This is a genomic window from Actinomadura darangshiensis, assembly GCF_004349235.1.
Lineage (GTDB): Bacteria > Actinomycetota > Actinomycetes > Streptosporangiales > Streptosporangiaceae > Spirillospora > Spirillospora darangshiensis.
The window spans coordinates 1-16,487 of record NZ_SMKY01000037.1; the positions used below are offsets into that span (position 1 = coordinate 1).

Below are 16,487 nucleotides of genomic sequence, written 5' to 3' on the forward strand. Positions count from 1 at the left end.
CCCGCCCCTCCGCGGAGCCCGGTTACCGGACGCTCACCGCTTGAGGTCGGCCAACAACGCCGCGAACGCCCGCCGGGTCACGACCAACTGGGGGCCGTCCGGGTCCTTGCTGTCGCGGACGGCAACCACCTCGACCACGGAAGTCAACTCGACGCATTCGCCACCGTTGGCCGTGGTGTAGCTGGACTTACGCCAGACGACCTTGGCCATGTCCATCTCGGGCCCCTACTCCTTGAGATCGCCCATCAGCGCCACAAATGCACGACGACTCACCAACAGCATCGGGCCGGACGGGTCCTTGCTGTCACGGACAGCAACAGCGCTCGAAAAGGACGCCACCTCAACGCAGTCTCCGCCGTTGTTCGTGCTACGGCTGCTCTTGCGCCACACGGCCTCGGTCAGATCCATCTCTGCCCTACCGCTTGAGATCGGACAACAACGCCGCGAACGCCCCACGGCTCACGAGCAACTTGGGCCCATCCGGGTCCTTGCTGTCACGCACGGCTACCGCTCTACGAGCAGAGGACAGTTCAACGCAGTTACCGCCATTGGCGGTGGTGTAACTGGACTTGCGCCATACAGCTTTGGTCAGGTCCATTTCTCCCGTATCACCTTACGAATCATTTCCATGGACTGATCCATGGGCAGGGCCAGCGATCGGACGATCATCAGGGTCCTGCGGAGGGTTGCGATGTCGCCTGGGTCACTCATCGTGAGCCCGCGTGCCGCCATATCCGCGTACGCGATCTCGGTGCGATCAGCCAGGGTAGCGATAGTGAAGGCACCGCTGTTGCCGACGTGCTCACCCCGACTCGGGACGATCTGCAGGCTCACCGTGCCCCGTTCCATCAGATAAAGCAGATGCTCCAGTTGTTCCTTCATGATCTCGGAGTTACCGGTGAGCCGATGGAGGGTTACCTCGTCCTGGAGCATCGAGAAGTCCGGGGGCGGCGGGTTCTCCCTGGTCAGAATGCTCTGGCGGTTGATCCGGGCCTCGACCGCGTCCTTGTCGCCCTTGAGGACGGCGGAGGCGTAGGCCGGGGTCTGGAGCAGTCCGTGCACCAGGAGCGGTTCGTATGACTCCAGCATGATCGCTTCGGGTTCGACGGTGTGCCAGTCGAACCAGGTCGGGAACTTGGCGTCCTTGACCAGGTCGTCGTAGAGGTAGAGCAGTTCGCCCTTCGCGTCGAAGTGGTGGTCCATCGCCTCGGCGAATTCCCGGGTGCAGCGCGTGCGGCCGTTCTCGATGGCGCCGATGTACTGCGGTTTCACGCCCCGGCCGCCGTTCGCGCGCCGTGCCACGGCCTCCTGCGTCCAGCCCTTGGCCTCCCGGAGCCGCCGGAACCGGCGGCCGAAGGCGAGCAGCGTCGGCGAGACCGTCCCGCGCATCCGCTGTGGAGCCATGTGCTCATCCTCCCTCGTAAAGGACGCCCAACCAACACCCAAGTCGGGTGGACGCACGGAGTCTGACTTACCACACATGTACTGCAATTTGTAACGCAGAGTACATGTGATGTGGCTGACTGTCGCTGGAAATTCACGACTCAGTCAAAGGTGGTGTGTGATGGCTCCGCTGCTTCCGAAGGCCGTTGCGCCTGGTGAGGTACCGACGATCGTTCTTGAGCCTTCGGGCAGGGCGCCGGCGCTGGCGCGGCGGTTCGTGGCCGAGTGCTTCCGGGAGTGGGGGATCGCGGACGACTCGGATGCGCGGGTCGTCGTCTCCGAGCTCGTCACGAACTCGCTGCTGCACGGAAAGGGGCAGATCGTCGTCCGGATGGTGCGGGACGAGACGGACGGGCGTCCCGTCATCGAGGCGTGGGACGGCGGCGACGGGACGCCCGAGATCCAGCCGGAGGATCACGCGGCCATGGGCGGGCGTGGGCTGCTGATGGTGTCGCAGCTGGCCGTCGCCTGGGGTACTCGTCCACTGCTCGAAGGCGGGAAGGTCACGTGGGCCAAGTGCTGAGCCCGCAGATGGAGCGGTCCGTCCTGTACTGGCGGACGCGGCTGGGGCGGGCGACCGCCGTCCGGTATCTGGACGCGCTGTCGGTGGCGCTCCGGCCGCAGGGCTGGCGGTTCATCAAGTACTACCGGCCCGCGCCCCTTCCGCTGCTGCGCGTCTACGCGATCGGGGCCGAGGAGATCGGGATCGTGGTGAGCGTGCTGGCCGTGCCGGGCGGCAGGTGGGGCTATCACGAGGCGCGGCGGGGACGGCGCGGCTACCTGTGCCCGTGCGGGGACACGACGGCGGCGGCCGAGGTCGTCGGTGATCTCCTGAAACACCTCATGTATCCGTCCACCTGGTAGGGCGGCGTCTGGATAGCGGGGCCGAGCGTTTCGCGCGATGATCGGGAGACCCTCGTCACGCGGTAGCGGCTCCCCCGGAGGTTCACCTTGATGATCATCGTGATCATCGGGTTTATCGCCTTCTTCTATGTCGGTCTCTATCTGGCGATCTGGGCAACGCTTTCGTTCTTCCTGCCTTCCGGTGTGAGCGAGCCGGTAGCGGTGGCGATCCTGGTGGTCGCCACCGTGATCCTGCTCTGGCGATGGGCGGCCGGGTCGACTCTGCTCGGCGGTTCCGTAGTGAAGTACCTGCACGCGGCCAGGAGACGCAGCCTGGGGCTGCCTCCCTTGCCGGTACCTCTCGTCGCTCCGGTGCGGCTCGCGGGGCTGGGTAGCCGCCGAGAGCGGTTCGACCTTTCGCTGATCAATCTCACCCCTGAGAGAACCATCGGGGGCGTGCGGATGGGGGCGCTCGCCGCCGTGCGGGGCCGCAACCTGTATCTGGTGATGACCCGGGAGGACCTGCAACTGTGGGTGCGCCACCGGCTCCTGTCGTTTCGCCATGCCGTGGCGCTCGACCTCGATCAGATCGCGAAGACGCGGTTCATCGAGCACGACCCGGACCGGCTGGGTCTGCGAGACGACCACGCGCGACGCTATGTCGCCACCCTTGATATCGAATATCCCGGTAGCCGCCATCTGTTCCTCTACATCCGGGTCAAGCCCACGTTCGTCGACGAGGCCTAGCAACGCGCCCCGAGCGGTCTGCCGGGCAGAAACCGATATTTCCGGCGGTGTGTCGGAGAGCGCTGTTACGGTCGGCGGCCATGGATGATCATCTTCCCGACGAGGACGTGCTGGTCGTGCCGAAGCGGTGGCGGGGCGGGCTGCATCCGCGTCGCGATGGCGCGCCGGGCCCGGAGATCACGCTGGACGCGGGCGCCGGCAAGGTCGTCGCGCGGGCGGTGGACGAGGCGCGGGACGGGATCGAACGGGCCCTGAGCGAACCGGGCACCGGGCCGGTGCTCGCCGCGGCCGCCCGGGCCCATCTCGGCGGTGATCCGGATCCGCGCGGCGCGGCCGTGCTGTCGCTGATCACCGCGGGCGAATCGGTCTGGGGACGCGAGCACCAGACCTATGTGGACGCATGGGCCTTCGAGCACGGCGTCGTGTTCGCCGCGTGCGCGCTCACCGACCGGTGGGGGCTGGAGGCGAAGTCGGCCGGCGAGATGCGGGACGGCCGACGCAGCAAGATCATCCGTCCGGTCGATGCGGGTAAGCGGGGCTTCCTGGAGCTCATCGACGGTGCGCTGCGCGTCCGGTCGTTGCTGGCCGCTGCGTCCGAGGAGGAGTATGCGGAGGCGGCGGAGCGGCTTGCCGAGCGACGGGTGTCGTTCCGGCAGCGGGTCCTGACCGCGTACCTGGTTCCGACCCAGGACGACTGGGTGAGCGACCTGTGCGAGCATCCCGACGGGGTGCCGCGCGACGTGCTCTTCCGGTGTCTGCGGACGTCCGCGCAGGTCGATCACCTCGGCGGCGCGGCCGTGCTGACGGCGGCGGACTGCTACTACCCGGAGAACCTGCACGCGCTGGCAGACGGTCTCGGCCCCGCCGCCGTACCGCTCCTGGTCCCGGTGCTCGACGAGTACCTGCACTCCCCCCAGCGGCGGGACGCGCTGCTGGACGTCCTGGGCCGCCTCCCGTCCGACGAGGCGTTCCGCGTGCTGCTCCAGCGGCGCTCCAACCTGCACGTCAGCGGCGAGTTGATGAACGCCATGAAGCGGTTCCCGATCAGGGCGGTGCGGGCGCTGGCCGCCGAGGAGGCGAATCTGCTCGAAGGCCACGTGCGCGGCAACCTCGACGTGATCCAGGGCGCACTGCCAGCGCTCGACGAGGACGTCCGGGCGACTGTCGAACGGGTCATCGCGGGCCTCGGCGAGACCGCTGACGCCGATCCGTCGGACCTGCCCGCCGTCCTGACCGACCCGCCTTGGGCGCGGAAGCAGGAGAGGCCGGAGCCGGTCGTCATCAAGGGTCTCAAGGCCCCGGAGCCCGCCATCGCCTGGGCCGAGGACGAGCGCGAGCGCTGGCTCGGCAGGGGGACGGGCGTTCCGTCGCGCTGGGTCCACGACGGCAAAGTGCGCGGACCGTGGGACGGGCGAATCGCCGACCTCGAAGCGGGCCGGCTGCCGAGCAGCCACCAGGTCGCCTTGTTCGCGGTCGGTCCGGTGGAGCTGGTCGGCCACCTGGTCGCCGACTGGTATCCGTCCAAGGACGGCTACGGGATGGACAGGGAACCCGAGCGGTGGCTGCCGCAGCTCGCCATCCGATTCGAGCTGGGCGCGCTCAACATCGCCGTGAAGGGCGCGAAGAGCAGGCCGGCGGCGTGCGGGCACGTCGTCGTGCCGTATGCCGCCGAACCGGTCGCCGAGCTGGTCGCCGGCTGGCTGCTGCGGGTCAAGGGAGGACGCCCGCACGCGGAGGCGTGGCTGCGCAGGCACGGTCGGCAGGCCGTGCGGCTGCTGGTCCCGGCCGCGTGCGGCAAGCCCGGCAAACGCCGTGAGGCGGCCGAGTACGCCCTGCACTTCCTCGCCCGGGACCTGGGGCGCGACACCGTCGTCCAGGTCGCGCGCGAGCAGCGGGACGAGGCGGGCGACGCGATGGCGGTCCTCTTGGAGGGCGACCCCGAGGAACTCGTCCCCCGGAAGATCCCCGAGATCGGGGCGTTCGCCGACCCGGCGGTCCTGCCCCGGATTCGGCTGGCAGGCGGGCGCACCCTCCCGGTCACGGCCGTTGCGCACGTGCTGACGATCCTGGCGATGTCGCCGCCGGACGACCCCGACCCCGGCCTGGACGCCGTCCGGGACGCGTGCGACGCCGAGTCGCTGGCCGCGTTCGCCTGGGCGCTGTTCGAGCGGTGGCGCCGGTTCGGCGAACGGTCCGACGACGCATGGGCGCTGACGGCGGTCGGCTGGTTCGGCGACGACACCGCCGCGCGGAACCTGGTCCCGGTGATCCGCGCCTGGCCCGGCGAGAACGGGCACCACAAGGCGGTCAAGGGCCTGGACGTGCTGGCGATGATCGGCACGGAGACCGCGCTGATGCTGCTCGACGGCATCTCGCACAAGGCCCCGTTCAAGGCGATCAAGAAGCGGGCCGGGGAGAAGATCCAGGAGGTCGCCGCGCGGCTCGGGCTGACCGGCGAGCAGCTCGCCGACCGGCTCGTCCCCGGGATCGGCCTGGACGCCGGCGGCGGCATGACGCTCGACTACGGTCCGCGGCGCTTCACCGTCGGTTTCGACGAGCAGCTCAAGCCGTTCGTCACCGATGAGACCGGCCGCCGCCGCGCGGCGCTTCCCAAGCCGGGCGCCAAGGACGACCCGGCCATCGCGCCCGCCGCCCATGCCGCGTTCGCCCAGTTCAAGAAGGACGTCCGGGCGACCATGCCGAACCAGGTCCGGCGACTGGAACTGGCCATGGTGACCGGCCGCCGGTGGGCACCCCGCGAGTTCCGCGGCCTCCTGGTCGACCACCCGCTGATGTGGCACATCGTCCGCCGCCTGCTCTGGCTTGCCGAGACCGGCACCGGCGTCACCGCGTTCCGGCTCGCGGAAGACCGCACCCTCGCCGACGTCCACGACCGGGAACTGGTCCCGCCGGACACCGCCCGCATCGGAGTCGCCCACCCGCTCTCCCTCGGCGACGCGCTCCCCGCCTGGTCAGAGGTGTTCGCCGACTACGAGATCCTGCAGCCGTTCCCGCAGCTCGGACGGGACGTGCACTACCTCACCGACGAAGAGCGCGCGGCCACCAGGCTGGCCCGGTTCGAGAACCGCACCGCCGAATGGGGCAAGGTCGTCGGCCTGGAGCGGCGCGGCTGGCAGCGCGGCACCCCATGGACAACGGCACCGAACGCTGGATCTCCCGTCCCGTCCCCGGCGGCCTGCACCTGGTGATCGAGCTGGATCCCGGGATCCAGGTCGGCTACGGCGACGACAACGAGGACCAGGTCCTCCGCACGATCTGGGTCGCCGACGAGCCGGGCGACCCCGACTGGAGGACCGTCTCCCAGCACCGGTTCGCCGAGCTGGACGAGGTGACCGCCTCCGAGATCATCGCCGACCTGGAGTCCATCACGGCACCATGAGCCGCCGCGCGCGCTGGAACGGGCCCCGCGACCCGTTCCAGCGCGCAGGACGTCAGCGGGAGGGCGGCTCCGGCAGCCGGTCCATCCGGGTCCAGCGGGCCCAGCCGCGCTCGCGCATCAGGTCCAGCATCCGCGTCGCCCGCGGGTCGGCCTCGACGGCGAGCGCGTCCATGAGGTCGAACGGCAGATCGTCCTGCGCCGCCGCCTCGTCGAAGTCGGTCTCGCCGGAGGCGTACGCCTCCTCGGCCATTTCGGCCATGATGTCGGCGGCCTCCTCCAGACGCGGGTCGTCGGCCGCGTCGCTCTCGAAGGCCCCCGACAGGACCCGGTAGAGCCGGACGATCCGCGGGTCGTCGAGCTGCGCGAGCTTCCCGGGCATCATCGCGGGGACGCGGTCCGGCCAGCGGGCCACGAGCAGGATCCACCCGTCACGCTCGCCCTCCACCATCCGCTCCGTCACCCCGATCTCCCGGAGCCGGTCGAGATAGGAGGTCACCTCCGGCGGGAGCGCCAGGCTGTCCCCGGCGGCGAGCCGCGCGATCCGCTCGCGGCTGGTCTCGAGCCGTTCGATCTCCTCGCGCAGGTCGGCGTCGATCTTCCGCACCGCTTCGGCGAAGGCCGGGGCGTCGGCTTCGAGCATCCGGGCGATCCGCGACAGCGGCACACCGGCCTCGGCGAGGGTGCGGATCCTGATGAGGGACACGACCGCCGCCGGGCCGTACCTCCGGTAGCCGGAGGCGTCCCGCCCCGGCTCGGGCAGCAGCCCGATCTGGTGGTAGTGCCGCACCGCCCGCACCGTGACGCCGACGTACGCCGCCAGTTGACCGATCGTCAGCATGCTCTGATCCTGCCCTCGACTCGCCCGGGCCAGGTCGGCTCAGGAGATCCTGCGACGGTAGGCCATGGTGGCGAAGACGTAGGCGACGACGAGGATCGCGACGCACCAGGCGAGCGCGGTCCAGATGTCGGAGCCGACCGGCCGCTCGGTCAGCAGGTCGCGGATCGTGTTGACGATGGACGTCGCGGGCTGGTGGTCGGCGAAGGCGCGCACCGGGCCCGGCATGGTCCCGGTGGGCACGAACGCCGAGCTGATGAACGGCAGGAAGATGAGCGGGTAGGAGAACGCGCTCGCGCCGTCCATGGTCTTCGCGGTGAGGCCGGGGATGACGGCGATCCACGTCAGGGCCAGGGTGAACAGGACGAGGATGCCGGCGACCGCGAGCCAGGACGCCACCCCGGCACCCGAGCGGAAGCCCATGAGGAGGGCGACCCCGACGACGACCACGAGCGAGATCGCATTGGCGGCCAGCGAGGTCAGCACGTGCGCCCACAGCACGCCCGACCGGGCGATCGGCATGGACTGGAACCGCTCGAAGATCCCGCCCTGCAGGTCCGCGAAGAGCCGGAACGCGGTGTAGGAGATGCCCGACGCGATCGTGATGAGCAGGATGCCGGGAAGCATGTAGTTCACGTACGACACCGGCCCGGTGTCGATCGCGCCGCCGAACACGTACACGAACAGCAGCATCATCGCGATCGGTGTGATCACGGTCGTGAGGATCGTGTCCAGGCTGCGCGTGACGTGGCGCAGGGTCCGGCCTGTGAGCACGGCGGTGTCGCCGAGGAAATGCGTGGCCACTGTCGTTCCCCTACTTCTCGTTCGCCCTGGCCTCGCGGCCCTGAGAGTCGGCGCCGACGACCGCGAAGAAGACGTCCTCCAGGGAGGGCTGCTTCTCGACGTACTCGACCTCGGCGGGCGGCAGCAGCCGCCTGAGCTCGGCCAGGGTGCCGTTGACGATGATCCGGCCCCCGTGCAGGATCGCGATCCGGTCGGCGAGCCGTTCGGCCTCGTCCAGGTACTGGGTGGTGAGCAGCACGGTCGTGCCGCCCTCGGCGAGCTCCTCGACGGCCTGCCACACCTCGATGCGCGCCTCGGGGTCCAGCCCGGACGTCGGCTCGTCGAGGAACACGACCGGCGGATTCCCGATGAGGCTCATCGCGATGTCCAGCCGACGGCGCATGCCACCGGAGTACGTCGCCGCCCTCCGCGAGCCCGCCTCGGTCAGCGAGAAGCGCCTCAGCAGGTCGTCCGCGACGGTGCCCGGGGCCTTGAGGTGCCGCAGCCTGGCGACCAGGACGAGGTTCTCCCGCCCGCTGAGGATCTCGTCGACGGCCGCGAACTGCCCGGTGAGGCTGATGGACTCGCGTACACCGGCGGCCTGCCCCGCGACGTCGAAGCCGTTGACCCGGGCGGTCCCCGCGTCGGCCTTGAGCAGCGTGGAGAGGATCCTCACCACGGTGGTCTTGCCCGCCCCGTTCGAGCCGAGCAGGGCGAAGATGCCGCCCCGCGCCACCTCGAAGTCGACGCCGCGCAGCACGCGCAGGTCCTTGTACGACTTCTCCAGGCCCTGCACGCGGATCGCGGGCCCCTCCGCCTGATGGGTGTCCATGACGGAAGTGTGGAGGGTTGACGCAGCGTCAGGGTCAACCCTCCGGGACGCGGAAAGGCCCCTCCCGGACGGAAGGGGCCTCTCGCGTGTCGCCGGTCAGGTGTCCGCGAGCCGGGACGCCGCGTGCACGGCGTCCCGGGACGGGACGTCAGCGGTTGTACTGGCCGAAGTCGTACTCCTCCAGCGGAACGGCCTCGCCGGAGCCCTGCCCGAAGGCGTACTCGGCGCCGTCGTCGTAGGAGCCGACGGAGTACACCGCCGCCTTCGCCTCCTCGGTCGGCTCGACCCGGACGTTGCGGTACTGCGGCATGCCGGTACCGGCCGGGATGAGCTTGCCGATGATGACGTTCTCCTTGAGGCCCAGCAGCGGGTCGCTCTTGGCGTGCATCGCGGCCTCGGTGAGCACCCGGGTCGTCTCCTGGAAGGACGCCGCCGACAGCCACGACTCGGTCGCGAGCGAGGCCTTGGTGATGCCCATCAGGACCGGGCGGCCGGCGGCGGGGACCCCGCCCTCGGCCACGACGTTCCGGTTGCGCCCCTCGAAGATCGGCCGCTCGATCAGGTCACCCGGCAGCAGGTCGGTGTCGCCCGCCTCCAGGATGTTCACCCGCTTCAGCATCTGCCGGACGATGATCTCGATGTGCTTGTCGTGGATCGACACGCCCTGCGACCGGTAGACCTCCTGGACCTCCTGGACCAGGTGGAGCTGCACGGCGCGCGGGCCGAGGATGCGCAGCACCTCGTGCGGGTTGATCGCACCCGCGATGAGCTGCTGGCCGACGCTGACGGACTCGCCCTCCTTGACCAGGAGGCGGGACCGCATCGGCACCGGGTAGGCGATCTCCTCGGAGCCGTCGTCCGGGACGACGACGACCTTGCGGGCCTTCTCCGTCTCGTCGATCTTGACCCGGCCGGCGACCTCGCTGATCGGCGCCAGCCCCTTGGGGATCCGGGCCTCGAACAGCTCCTGGACACGCGGCAGACCGTGCGTGATGTCGCCGCCCATCGAGACGCCACCGGTGTGGAAGGTGCGCATCGTGAGCTGCGTGCCCGGCTCGCCGATGGACTGCGCGGCGATGATGCCGACGGCCTCGCCGACGTCCACCCGCTTGCCGGTGGCCAGCGAGCGGCCGTAGCAGGCGGCGCAGACACCGATCTTGGCCTCGCAGACCAGGGCGCTGCGGGTGCGGACGCGGTCCACCCCCGCCTCGACCAGGCGGGTGACCACCGCGTCGGTCAGGTCGGTGTCGGCCGGGAAGATGACCGTCCCGTCGACGACGACGTCCTCGGCGATCGTGCGGCCGATGAGGCTGGTCTCCGAAGTGGCCAGCTTGACCAGGGCGCCGTCCGGCAGCTTGTCGGCGACCTCGAACGGGATCGTGCGGTCGGTGCCGCAGTCCTCCTCGCGGACGATGACGTCCTGCGCGACGTCCACCAGGCGCCGGGTCAGGTAACCCGAGTCGGCGGTGCGCAGCGCGGTGTCGGCCAGGCCCTTGCGGGCGCCGTGCGTCGAGATGAAGTACTCGACGACCGACAGGCCCTCACGGAACGCCGACTTGATCGGACGCGGGATGGTCTCGCCCTTGGGGTTGGAGACCAGGCCGCGCATGCCGGCGATCTGGCGGAGCTGCAGCGGGTTGCCGCGGGCACCCGACTGGATCATCATCCAGATCGGGTTGTCCTTCGGGAACGCCTTCTCCATGTCCACCGCGACGTCCGCGGTGGCCTTGTTCCAGATCTCGATGAGCTCCTGCTTGCGCTCGTCGTCGGTGATCAGGCCGCGGTTGAACTCCCGCTGCACCTTCTCGGCGCGCGCCTCGTAGCCGCTGAGGATCTCCTGCTTGTTCGGCGGGGAGATGACGTCCTCGATCGCGATCGTGACACCGGACCTGGTCGCCCAGTAGAACCCGGTGCTCTTGAGCGCGTCCAGCGCGCCCGCGACGGCGACCTTCGGGTACGTCTCCGCCAGCTCGTTGACGATCACCGAGAGCTGCTTCTTGCCGATCTCGTCGTCCACGAACGGGAAGTCGTCCGGCAGCGTCTCGTTGAAGATGGCGCGGCCGAGCGTCGTCTCCAGCCGGTAGGCGCGGCCGGGCTCGTAGCCCTCCGGTGCCTTCCAGCCGCGCGGCGGCGGGATGTCCTTCAGCCGGATCTGGATCTTGGCCTGCAGGTCCAGCTCGTGCCGGTCGTAGGCCATGATCGCCTCGGCGACCGACCCGAACGCGCGGCCCTCGCCGGTCGCCCCGTCCTTCTGCGTCGTCAGCCAGTACAGGCCGATGACCATGTCCTGGGTGGGCATGGTGACGGGCTTGCCGTCCGACGGCTTCAGGATGTTGTTGGTCGACAGCATCAGGATCCGCGCCTCGGCCTGCGCCTCGGCGGACAGCGGCAGGTGCACCGCCATCTGGTCGCCGTCGAAGTCCGCGTTGAACGCGGTGCAGACGAGCGGGTGGATCTGGATCGCCTTGCCCTCGACCAGCTGCGGCTCGAACGCCTGGATGCCCAGGCGGTGCAGGGTTGGCGCCCGGTTCAGCAGCACCGGGTGCTCGGTGATGACCTCTTCCAGCACGTCCCACACGACCGGGCGGGCCCGCTCGACCATCCGCTTGGCGGACTTGATGTTCTGCGCGTGGTTGAGGTCGACCAGCCGCTTCATGACGAACGGCTTGAACAGCTCCAGCGCCATCTGCTTGGGCAGGCCGCACTGGTGCAGCTTCAGCTGCGGGCCGACGACGATGACCGAACGGCCGGAGTAGTCGACGCGCTTGCCGAGCAGGTTCTGCCGGAACCGGCCCTGCTTGCCCTTGAGCATGTCCGACAGCGACTTCAGCGGACGGTTGCCCGGCCCGGTGACCGGGCGGCCGCGGCGGCCGTTGTCGAACAGCGCGTCGACGGCCTCCTGCAGCATCCGCTTCTCGTTGTTGACGATGATCTCGGGCGCGCCCAGGTCGAGCAGGCGCTTGAGCCGGTTGTTGCGGTTGATGACCCGGCGGTACAGGTCGTTCAGGTCGGAGGTCGCGAAGCGGCCGCCGTCCAGCTGGACCATGGGACGCAGGTCCGGCGGGATCACCGGGATGCAGTCCAGCACCATGCCGAGCGGGCTGTTGCGGGTGTTGAGGAACGCCGAGACGACCTTCAGCCGCTTCAGGGCGCGGGCCTTCTTCTGGCCCTTGCCGGTGCGGATGATGTCGCGCAGCTTCTCGGCCTCGGCGTCGAGGTCGAAGTTCTGCAGCCGCGCCTGGATGGCCGCGGCGCCCATGCCGCCCTCGAAGTACTTGCCGAACCGGTCGCGCATCTCGCGGTAGAGCAGCTCGTCGCCCTCCAGGTCCTGGACCTTGAGGTTCTTGAACCGGCTCCACACCTCGTCGAGGCGGTCGAGCTCGCGCTGCGCGCGGTCGCGCAGCTGCTTCATCTCCCGCTCGGCGCCGTCGCGCACCTTGCGCTTCTGGTCGGCCTTCGCGCCGGCCTCCTCCAGCTCCCCGAGGTCGCCCTCCAGCTTCTGCTGGCGGGCCTCGACCTGCGCGTCGCGGGCCTGCTCGATCTGCTGGCGCTCCACCGAGATGTGCGCCTCCAGCGTGGGCAGGTCGCGGTCGCGCCGCTCCGCGTCCACGCTGGTGATCATGTAGGCCGCGAAGTAGATGATCTTTTCCAGATCCTTCGGGGCCAGGTCCAGCAGGTAGCCGAGCCGGGACGGCACACCCTTGAAGTACCAGATGTGCGTGACCGGCGCGGCCAGCTCGATGTGGCCCATCCGCTCGCGGCGCACCTTGGCGCGGGTCACCTCGACGCCGCAGCGCTCACAGATGATGCCCTTGAAGCGGACGCGCTTGTACTTGCCGCAGTAGCACTCCCAGTCCCGGGTCGGGCCGAAGATCTTCTCGCAGAAGAGCCCGTCCTTCTCCGGCTTGAGGGTCCGGTAGTTGATCGTCTCCGGCTTCTTCACCTCGCCGTGCGACCACTGGCGGATGTCGTCGGCGGTCGCCAGACCGATGCGAAGCTCGTCGAAGAAGTTGACGTCAAGCAACTGTTTTCCCCTTGAGTTCTCAGACCTCGTCGACGCTCATCGCGCCCTCGTTAGGACGGCGGGACAGGTCGATGCCGAGCTCCTCCGCCGCGCGGAAGACGTCCTCGTCGGTGTCGCGCATCTCGATGGACATGCCGTCGCTGGAGAGCACCTCGACGTTGAGGCACAGCGACTGCATCTCCTTGATGAGCACCTTGAAGGACTCGGGAATGCCGGGCTCGGGGATGTTCTCGCCCTTGACGATGGCCTCGTACACCTTCACGCGGCCGAGGACGTCGTCGGACTTGATGGTCAGCAGCTCCTGGAGCGCGTAGGCGGCGCCGTACGCCTCCAGTGCCCAGACCTCCATCTCACCGAAGCGCTGGCCGCCGAACTGGGCCTTACCGCCGAGCGGCTGCTGGGTGATCATGGAGTACGGGCCGGTCGAGCGCGCGTGGATCTTGTCGTCGACCAGGTGGAGCAGCTTGAGGATGTAGATGTAGCCGACCGAGATCGGGTCGCTGTAGGGCTCGCCGGTCCGGCCGTCGAACAGCCGCGCCTTGCCGCCCGGCTCCACCATGCGGTTGCCGTCGCGGTTGGGCAGCGTGCTCGTGATCAGGCCGGTGACGTCGGTCTCGCGGGCCCCGTCGAACACCGGCGTCGCGGTGTTCGTCCAGGGCTCGGCCTCGGCGGCGCCGATCTCCTTGAGGGCCCGCTTCCAGTCGGTGTCGTCGCCCTCGACCTTCCAGCCGCGGGAGGCGACCCAGCCGAGGTGGGTCTCCAGGACCTGGCCCACGTTCATGCGCCCGGGGACGCCCAGCGGGTTCAGGACGATGTCGACCGGGGTGCCGTCCTCCATGAACGGCATGTCCTCGACCGGGAGCACCTTGGAGATGACGCCCTTGTTGCCGTGCCGGCCCGCCAGCTTGTCGCCGTCGGTGATCTTGCGCTTCTGGGCGACGTACACCCGGACCAGCTCGTTCACGCCGGGCGGGAGCTCGTCGCCGTCGTCGCGGGAGAACACCCGGACGCCGATGACCTTGCCCTGCTCGCCGTGCGGCACCTTCAGGGAGGTGTCGCGGACCTCGCGGGCCTTCTCGCCGAAGATCGCGCGCAGCAGCCGCTCCTCGGGGGTCAGCTCGGTCTCGCCCTTGGGCGTGACCTTGCCGACCAGGATGTCGCCGGGGACGACATCGGCGCCGATGCGGATGATGCCGCGCTCGTCGAGGTCGGCCAGGACCTCCTCGGAGACGTTCGGGATGTCCCGGGTGATCTCCTCGGGGCCGAGCTTGGTGTCGCGGGCGTCGACCTCGTGCTCCTCGATGTGGATCGAGGAGAGGACGTCGTCCTGCACCAGGCGCTGGCTGAGGATGATCGCGTCCTCGTAGTTGTGGCCCTCCCACGGCATGAACGCCACGAGGAGGTTCTTGCCGAGCGCCATCTCGCCGTCGTCGGTGCACGGCCCGTCGGCGATGACCTGGCCGAGCTCGACCCGCTGGCCCTCGTCGACGATCGGCTTCTGGTTGAAGCAGGTGCCCTGGTTGGACCGCTTGAACTTGGAGACGCGGTAGGTCGTCCGCGTGCCGTCGTCGTTCATGACGGTCACGTAGTCGGCCGAGACCTCCTCGACGACGCCGGCCTTCTCGGCCGTGATGACGTCGCCGGCGTCGGTCGCCGCGCGGTACTCCATGCCGGTGCCGACCAGCGGCGCCTCGCTGCGCAGCAGCGGGACGGACTGGCGCTGCATGTTGGAGCCCATCAGCGCCCGGTTGGCGTCGTCGTGCTCCAGGAACGGGATCATCGCGGTGGCGACCGAGGTCATCTGCCGGGCCGAGACGTCCATGTACTGGACCTCACGGGCCGGGACGAGCTCGACCTCGCCGCCCTTGCGGCGCACCAGGATGCGGTCGTCGACGAAGGTGCCGTCGTCGTTCAGCAGGGAGTTGGCCTGCGCGATGACGTAGCGGTCCTCCTCGTCGGCCGTCAGGTAGTCGATCTGCTCGGTGACCACGCCTTCGGTGACCTTGCGGTACGGCGTCTCGACGAACCCGAACGGGTTGACCCGGCCGAACGCGGCGAGCGAGCCGATCAGGCCGATGTTCGGGCCTTCCGGGGTCTCGATCGGGCACATGCGGCCGTAGTGCGACGGGTGGACGTCACGGACCTCCATGCCCGCCCGCTCACGCGACAGGCCGCCCGGGCCGAGCGCGTTCAGGCGGCGCTTGTGCGTCAGCCCCGCCAGCGGGTTGGTCTGGTCCATGAACTGGGACAGCTGGCTGGTGCCGAAGAACTCCTTGATGGAGGCGACGACCGGCCGGATGTTGATCAGCGTCTGCGGCGTGATCGCCTCGACGTCCTGGGTGGTCATCCGCTCGCGGACGACGCGCTCCATGCGGGCCAGGCCCAGCCGGACCTGGTTCTGGATGAGCTCGCCGACCGTGCGCAGGCGCCGGTTGCCGAAGTGGTCGATGTCGTCGACCTCGATCGGCACGGCGACGGCCCCGAGGGTGGCCTCCTCCTCGCCGGCGTGCAGCCGGACGAGGTACTCGATCGTGCCGACGATGTCGTCCTCGGTCAGGGTGCCCTGGCGCATGTCCAGGTCGAGACCGAGCTTCTTGTTGATCTTGTAGCGGCCGACCTTGGCGACGTCGTACCGCTTCGGGTTGAAGTACAGGTTCTCCAGCAGCGTCTGCGCGGACTCGCGCGTCGGCGGCTCGCCCGGACGCAGCTTGCGGTAGATGTCGAGGAGCGCGTCGTCCTGGCCGGAGGTGTGGTCCTTCTCCAGGGTGACGTTGATCGACTCGTAGGAGCCGAAGCGCTCGCGGATGCGCGCCTCGTCCCAGCCGAGCGCCTTGAGCAGCACGGTGACCGGCTGCTTGCGCTTGCGGTCGATCCGCACGCCGACGTTGTCGCGCTTGTCGATCTCGAACTCGAGCCAGGCGCCGCGGCTCGGGATGACCCGGCAGCCGTAGATGTCCTTGTCGGACGCCTTGTCGAGGGCGCGGTCGAAGTACACGCCAGGCGAGCGGGTCAGCTGGGAGACGACGACGCGCTCGGTGCCGTTGATGATGAAGGTGCCCTTCGGGGTCATGAGCGGGAAGTCGCCCATGAACACCGTCTGGCTCTTGATCTCACCGGTGGTGTTGTTGATGAACTCCGCCGTGACGAACAGCGGGGCGGAGTAGGTCATGTCCTTGTCCTTGCACTCCTCGACGGAGTACTTAGGCGGCTCGAACCGGTGGTCGCGGAACGACAGGGACATGGTTCCGGAGAAGTCCTCGATCGGACTGATCTCTTCGAAGATCTCCTCCAGCCCCGACTGGGTCGGGACGCTCTTACTTCCGGCCTTCTGGGCCGCCTCGACCCGGGCCTTCCACCTCTCGTTGCCCAGCAGCCAGTCAACTGAGTTGGTCTGCAGAGCAAGGAGGTCCGGGACTTCGAGCGGCTCCTTGATGCGCGCGAAGGAGACGCGGTTCGGACCGGTTGCGGTATTCGAGGCGTTGCGCGAGGCTGCCAAGAGTGGTCCTTCCGAGGGCTCGCGGCGTAACTGACGACACGCACGCCAGACGATCCACGTCCGAGACCTGCACAAAGTGGTCCA

At 69.2% G+C, this 16,487-nt stretch carries 14 protein-coding genes; 5 read left to right on the forward strand and 9 right to left on the reverse strand.

Annotated elements, in window-relative coordinates; genetic code table 11:
* Window positions 1–33 precede the first annotated feature (33 nt).
* The 4 genes from E1293_RS11200 to E1293_RS11215 are packed head-to-tail and all read right to left on the reverse strand — an operon-like array spanning window position 34 to window position 1,404.
* Window positions 34–216 carry a DUF397 domain-containing protein gene (locus E1293_RS11200; RefSeq protein WP_132196677.1) on the reverse strand — a complete coding sequence of 61 codons (183 nt, stop codon included), beginning with the start codon at window positions 214–216 and terminating at the stop codon, window positions 34–36.
* Between the two features lie 9 nt (window positions 217–225).
* On the reverse strand, window positions 226–408 hold the full coding sequence (locus E1293_RS11205; RefSeq protein WP_132196679.1) for a DUF397 domain-containing protein: 183 nt from the start codon (window positions 406–408) through the stop codon (window positions 226–228).
* A 7-nt stretch (window positions 409–415) separates the two neighbouring features.
* The gene (locus E1293_RS11210) at window positions 416–598 is read right to left on the reverse strand and encodes a DUF397 domain-containing protein (protein ID WP_132196681.1); all 183 of its coding nucleotides are present in this window, start codon (window positions 596–598) and stop codon (window positions 416–418) included.
* Window positions 589–1,404, reverse strand: a complete 816-nt coding sequence (locus E1293_RS11215) for a helix-turn-helix domain-containing protein (protein ID WP_132196683.1) — start codon at window positions 1,402–1,404, stop codon at window positions 589–591. The genes E1293_RS11210 and E1293_RS11215 overlap by 10 nt, the downstream gene beginning before the upstream one ends.
* Window positions 1,405–1,564: 160 nt before the next feature.
* On the opposite strand from E1293_RS11215, the gene E1293_RS11220 reads away from it, so the two are divergent.
* The 5 genes from E1293_RS11220 to E1293_RS11240 all read left to right on the forward strand — a co-directional run bounded on the left by E1293_RS11220 (window position 1,565) and on the right by E1293_RS11240 (window position 6,433).
* On the forward strand, window positions 1,565–1,966 hold the full coding sequence (locus E1293_RS11220; protein WP_132196685.1) for an ATP-binding protein: 402 nt from the start codon (window positions 1,565–1,567) through the stop codon (window positions 1,964–1,966).
* Window positions 1,951–2,307 carry a hypothetical protein gene (locus E1293_RS11225; protein WP_132196687.1) on the forward strand — a complete coding sequence of 119 codons (357 nt, stop codon included), beginning with the start codon at window positions 1,951–1,953 and terminating at the stop codon, window positions 2,305–2,307. Before E1293_RS11220 ends, E1293_RS11225 begins: the two co-directional genes overlap by 16 nt.
* A 90-nt stretch (window positions 2,308–2,397) precedes the next feature.
* A complete protein-coding gene (locus tag E1293_RS11230) occupies window positions 2,398–3,033 on the forward strand; it encodes a hypothetical protein (protein ID WP_132196689.1) in 636 nt (211 codons plus the stop codon).
* Between the two features lie 80 nt (window positions 3,034–3,113).
* A complete protein-coding gene (locus E1293_RS11235; protein ID WP_132196691.1) occupies window positions 3,114–6,242 on the forward strand; it encodes a DUF4132 domain-containing protein in 3,129 nt (1,042 codons plus the stop codon).
* Window positions 6,182–6,433, forward strand: a complete 252-nt coding sequence (locus E1293_RS11240) for a hypothetical protein (RefSeq protein ID WP_132196693.1) — start codon at window positions 6,182–6,184, stop codon at window positions 6,431–6,433. Before E1293_RS11235 ends, E1293_RS11240 begins: the two co-directional genes overlap by 61 nt.
* A 52-nt stretch (window positions 6,434–6,485) precedes the next feature.
* Here E1293_RS11240 and E1293_RS11245 read toward each other — a convergent pair whose 3' ends face one another.
* From E1293_RS11245 to rpoB, 5 genes are all read right to left on the reverse strand, one after another.
* A complete protein-coding gene (locus E1293_RS11245) occupies window positions 6,486–7,271 on the reverse strand; it encodes a MerR family transcriptional regulator (RefSeq protein WP_132196695.1) in 786 nt (261 codons plus the stop codon).
* A 39-nt stretch (window positions 7,272–7,310) separates the two neighbouring features.
* Window positions 7,311–8,072, reverse strand: a complete 762-nt coding sequence (locus E1293_RS11250; protein ID WP_132196697.1) for an ABC transporter permease — start codon at window positions 8,070–8,072, stop codon at window positions 7,311–7,313.
* A 10-nt stretch (window positions 8,073–8,082) separates the two neighbouring features.
* Window positions 8,083–8,883: an ABC transporter ATP-binding protein gene (locus tag E1293_RS11255; protein WP_132196699.1), complete on the reverse strand. Its 801-nt coding sequence runs from the start codon at window positions 8,881–8,883 to the stop codon at window positions 8,083–8,085.
* Between the two features lie 148 nt (window positions 8,884–9,031).
* Window positions 9,032–12,907 (reverse strand): DNA-directed RNA polymerase subunit beta', encoded by a 3,876-nt coding sequence (locus E1293_RS11260; protein ID WP_132196701.1) that lies wholly within the window; start codon window positions 12,905–12,907, stop codon window positions 9,032–9,034.
* A 19-nt stretch (window positions 12,908–12,926) separates the two neighbouring features.
* The gene (gene rpoB, locus E1293_RS11265; RefSeq protein WP_132196703.1) at window positions 12,927–16,403 is read right to left on the reverse strand and encodes a DNA-directed RNA polymerase subunit beta; all 3,477 of its coding nucleotides are present in this window, start codon (window positions 16,401–16,403) and stop codon (window positions 12,927–12,929) included.
* Window positions 16,404–16,487: the final 84 nt, after the last annotated feature.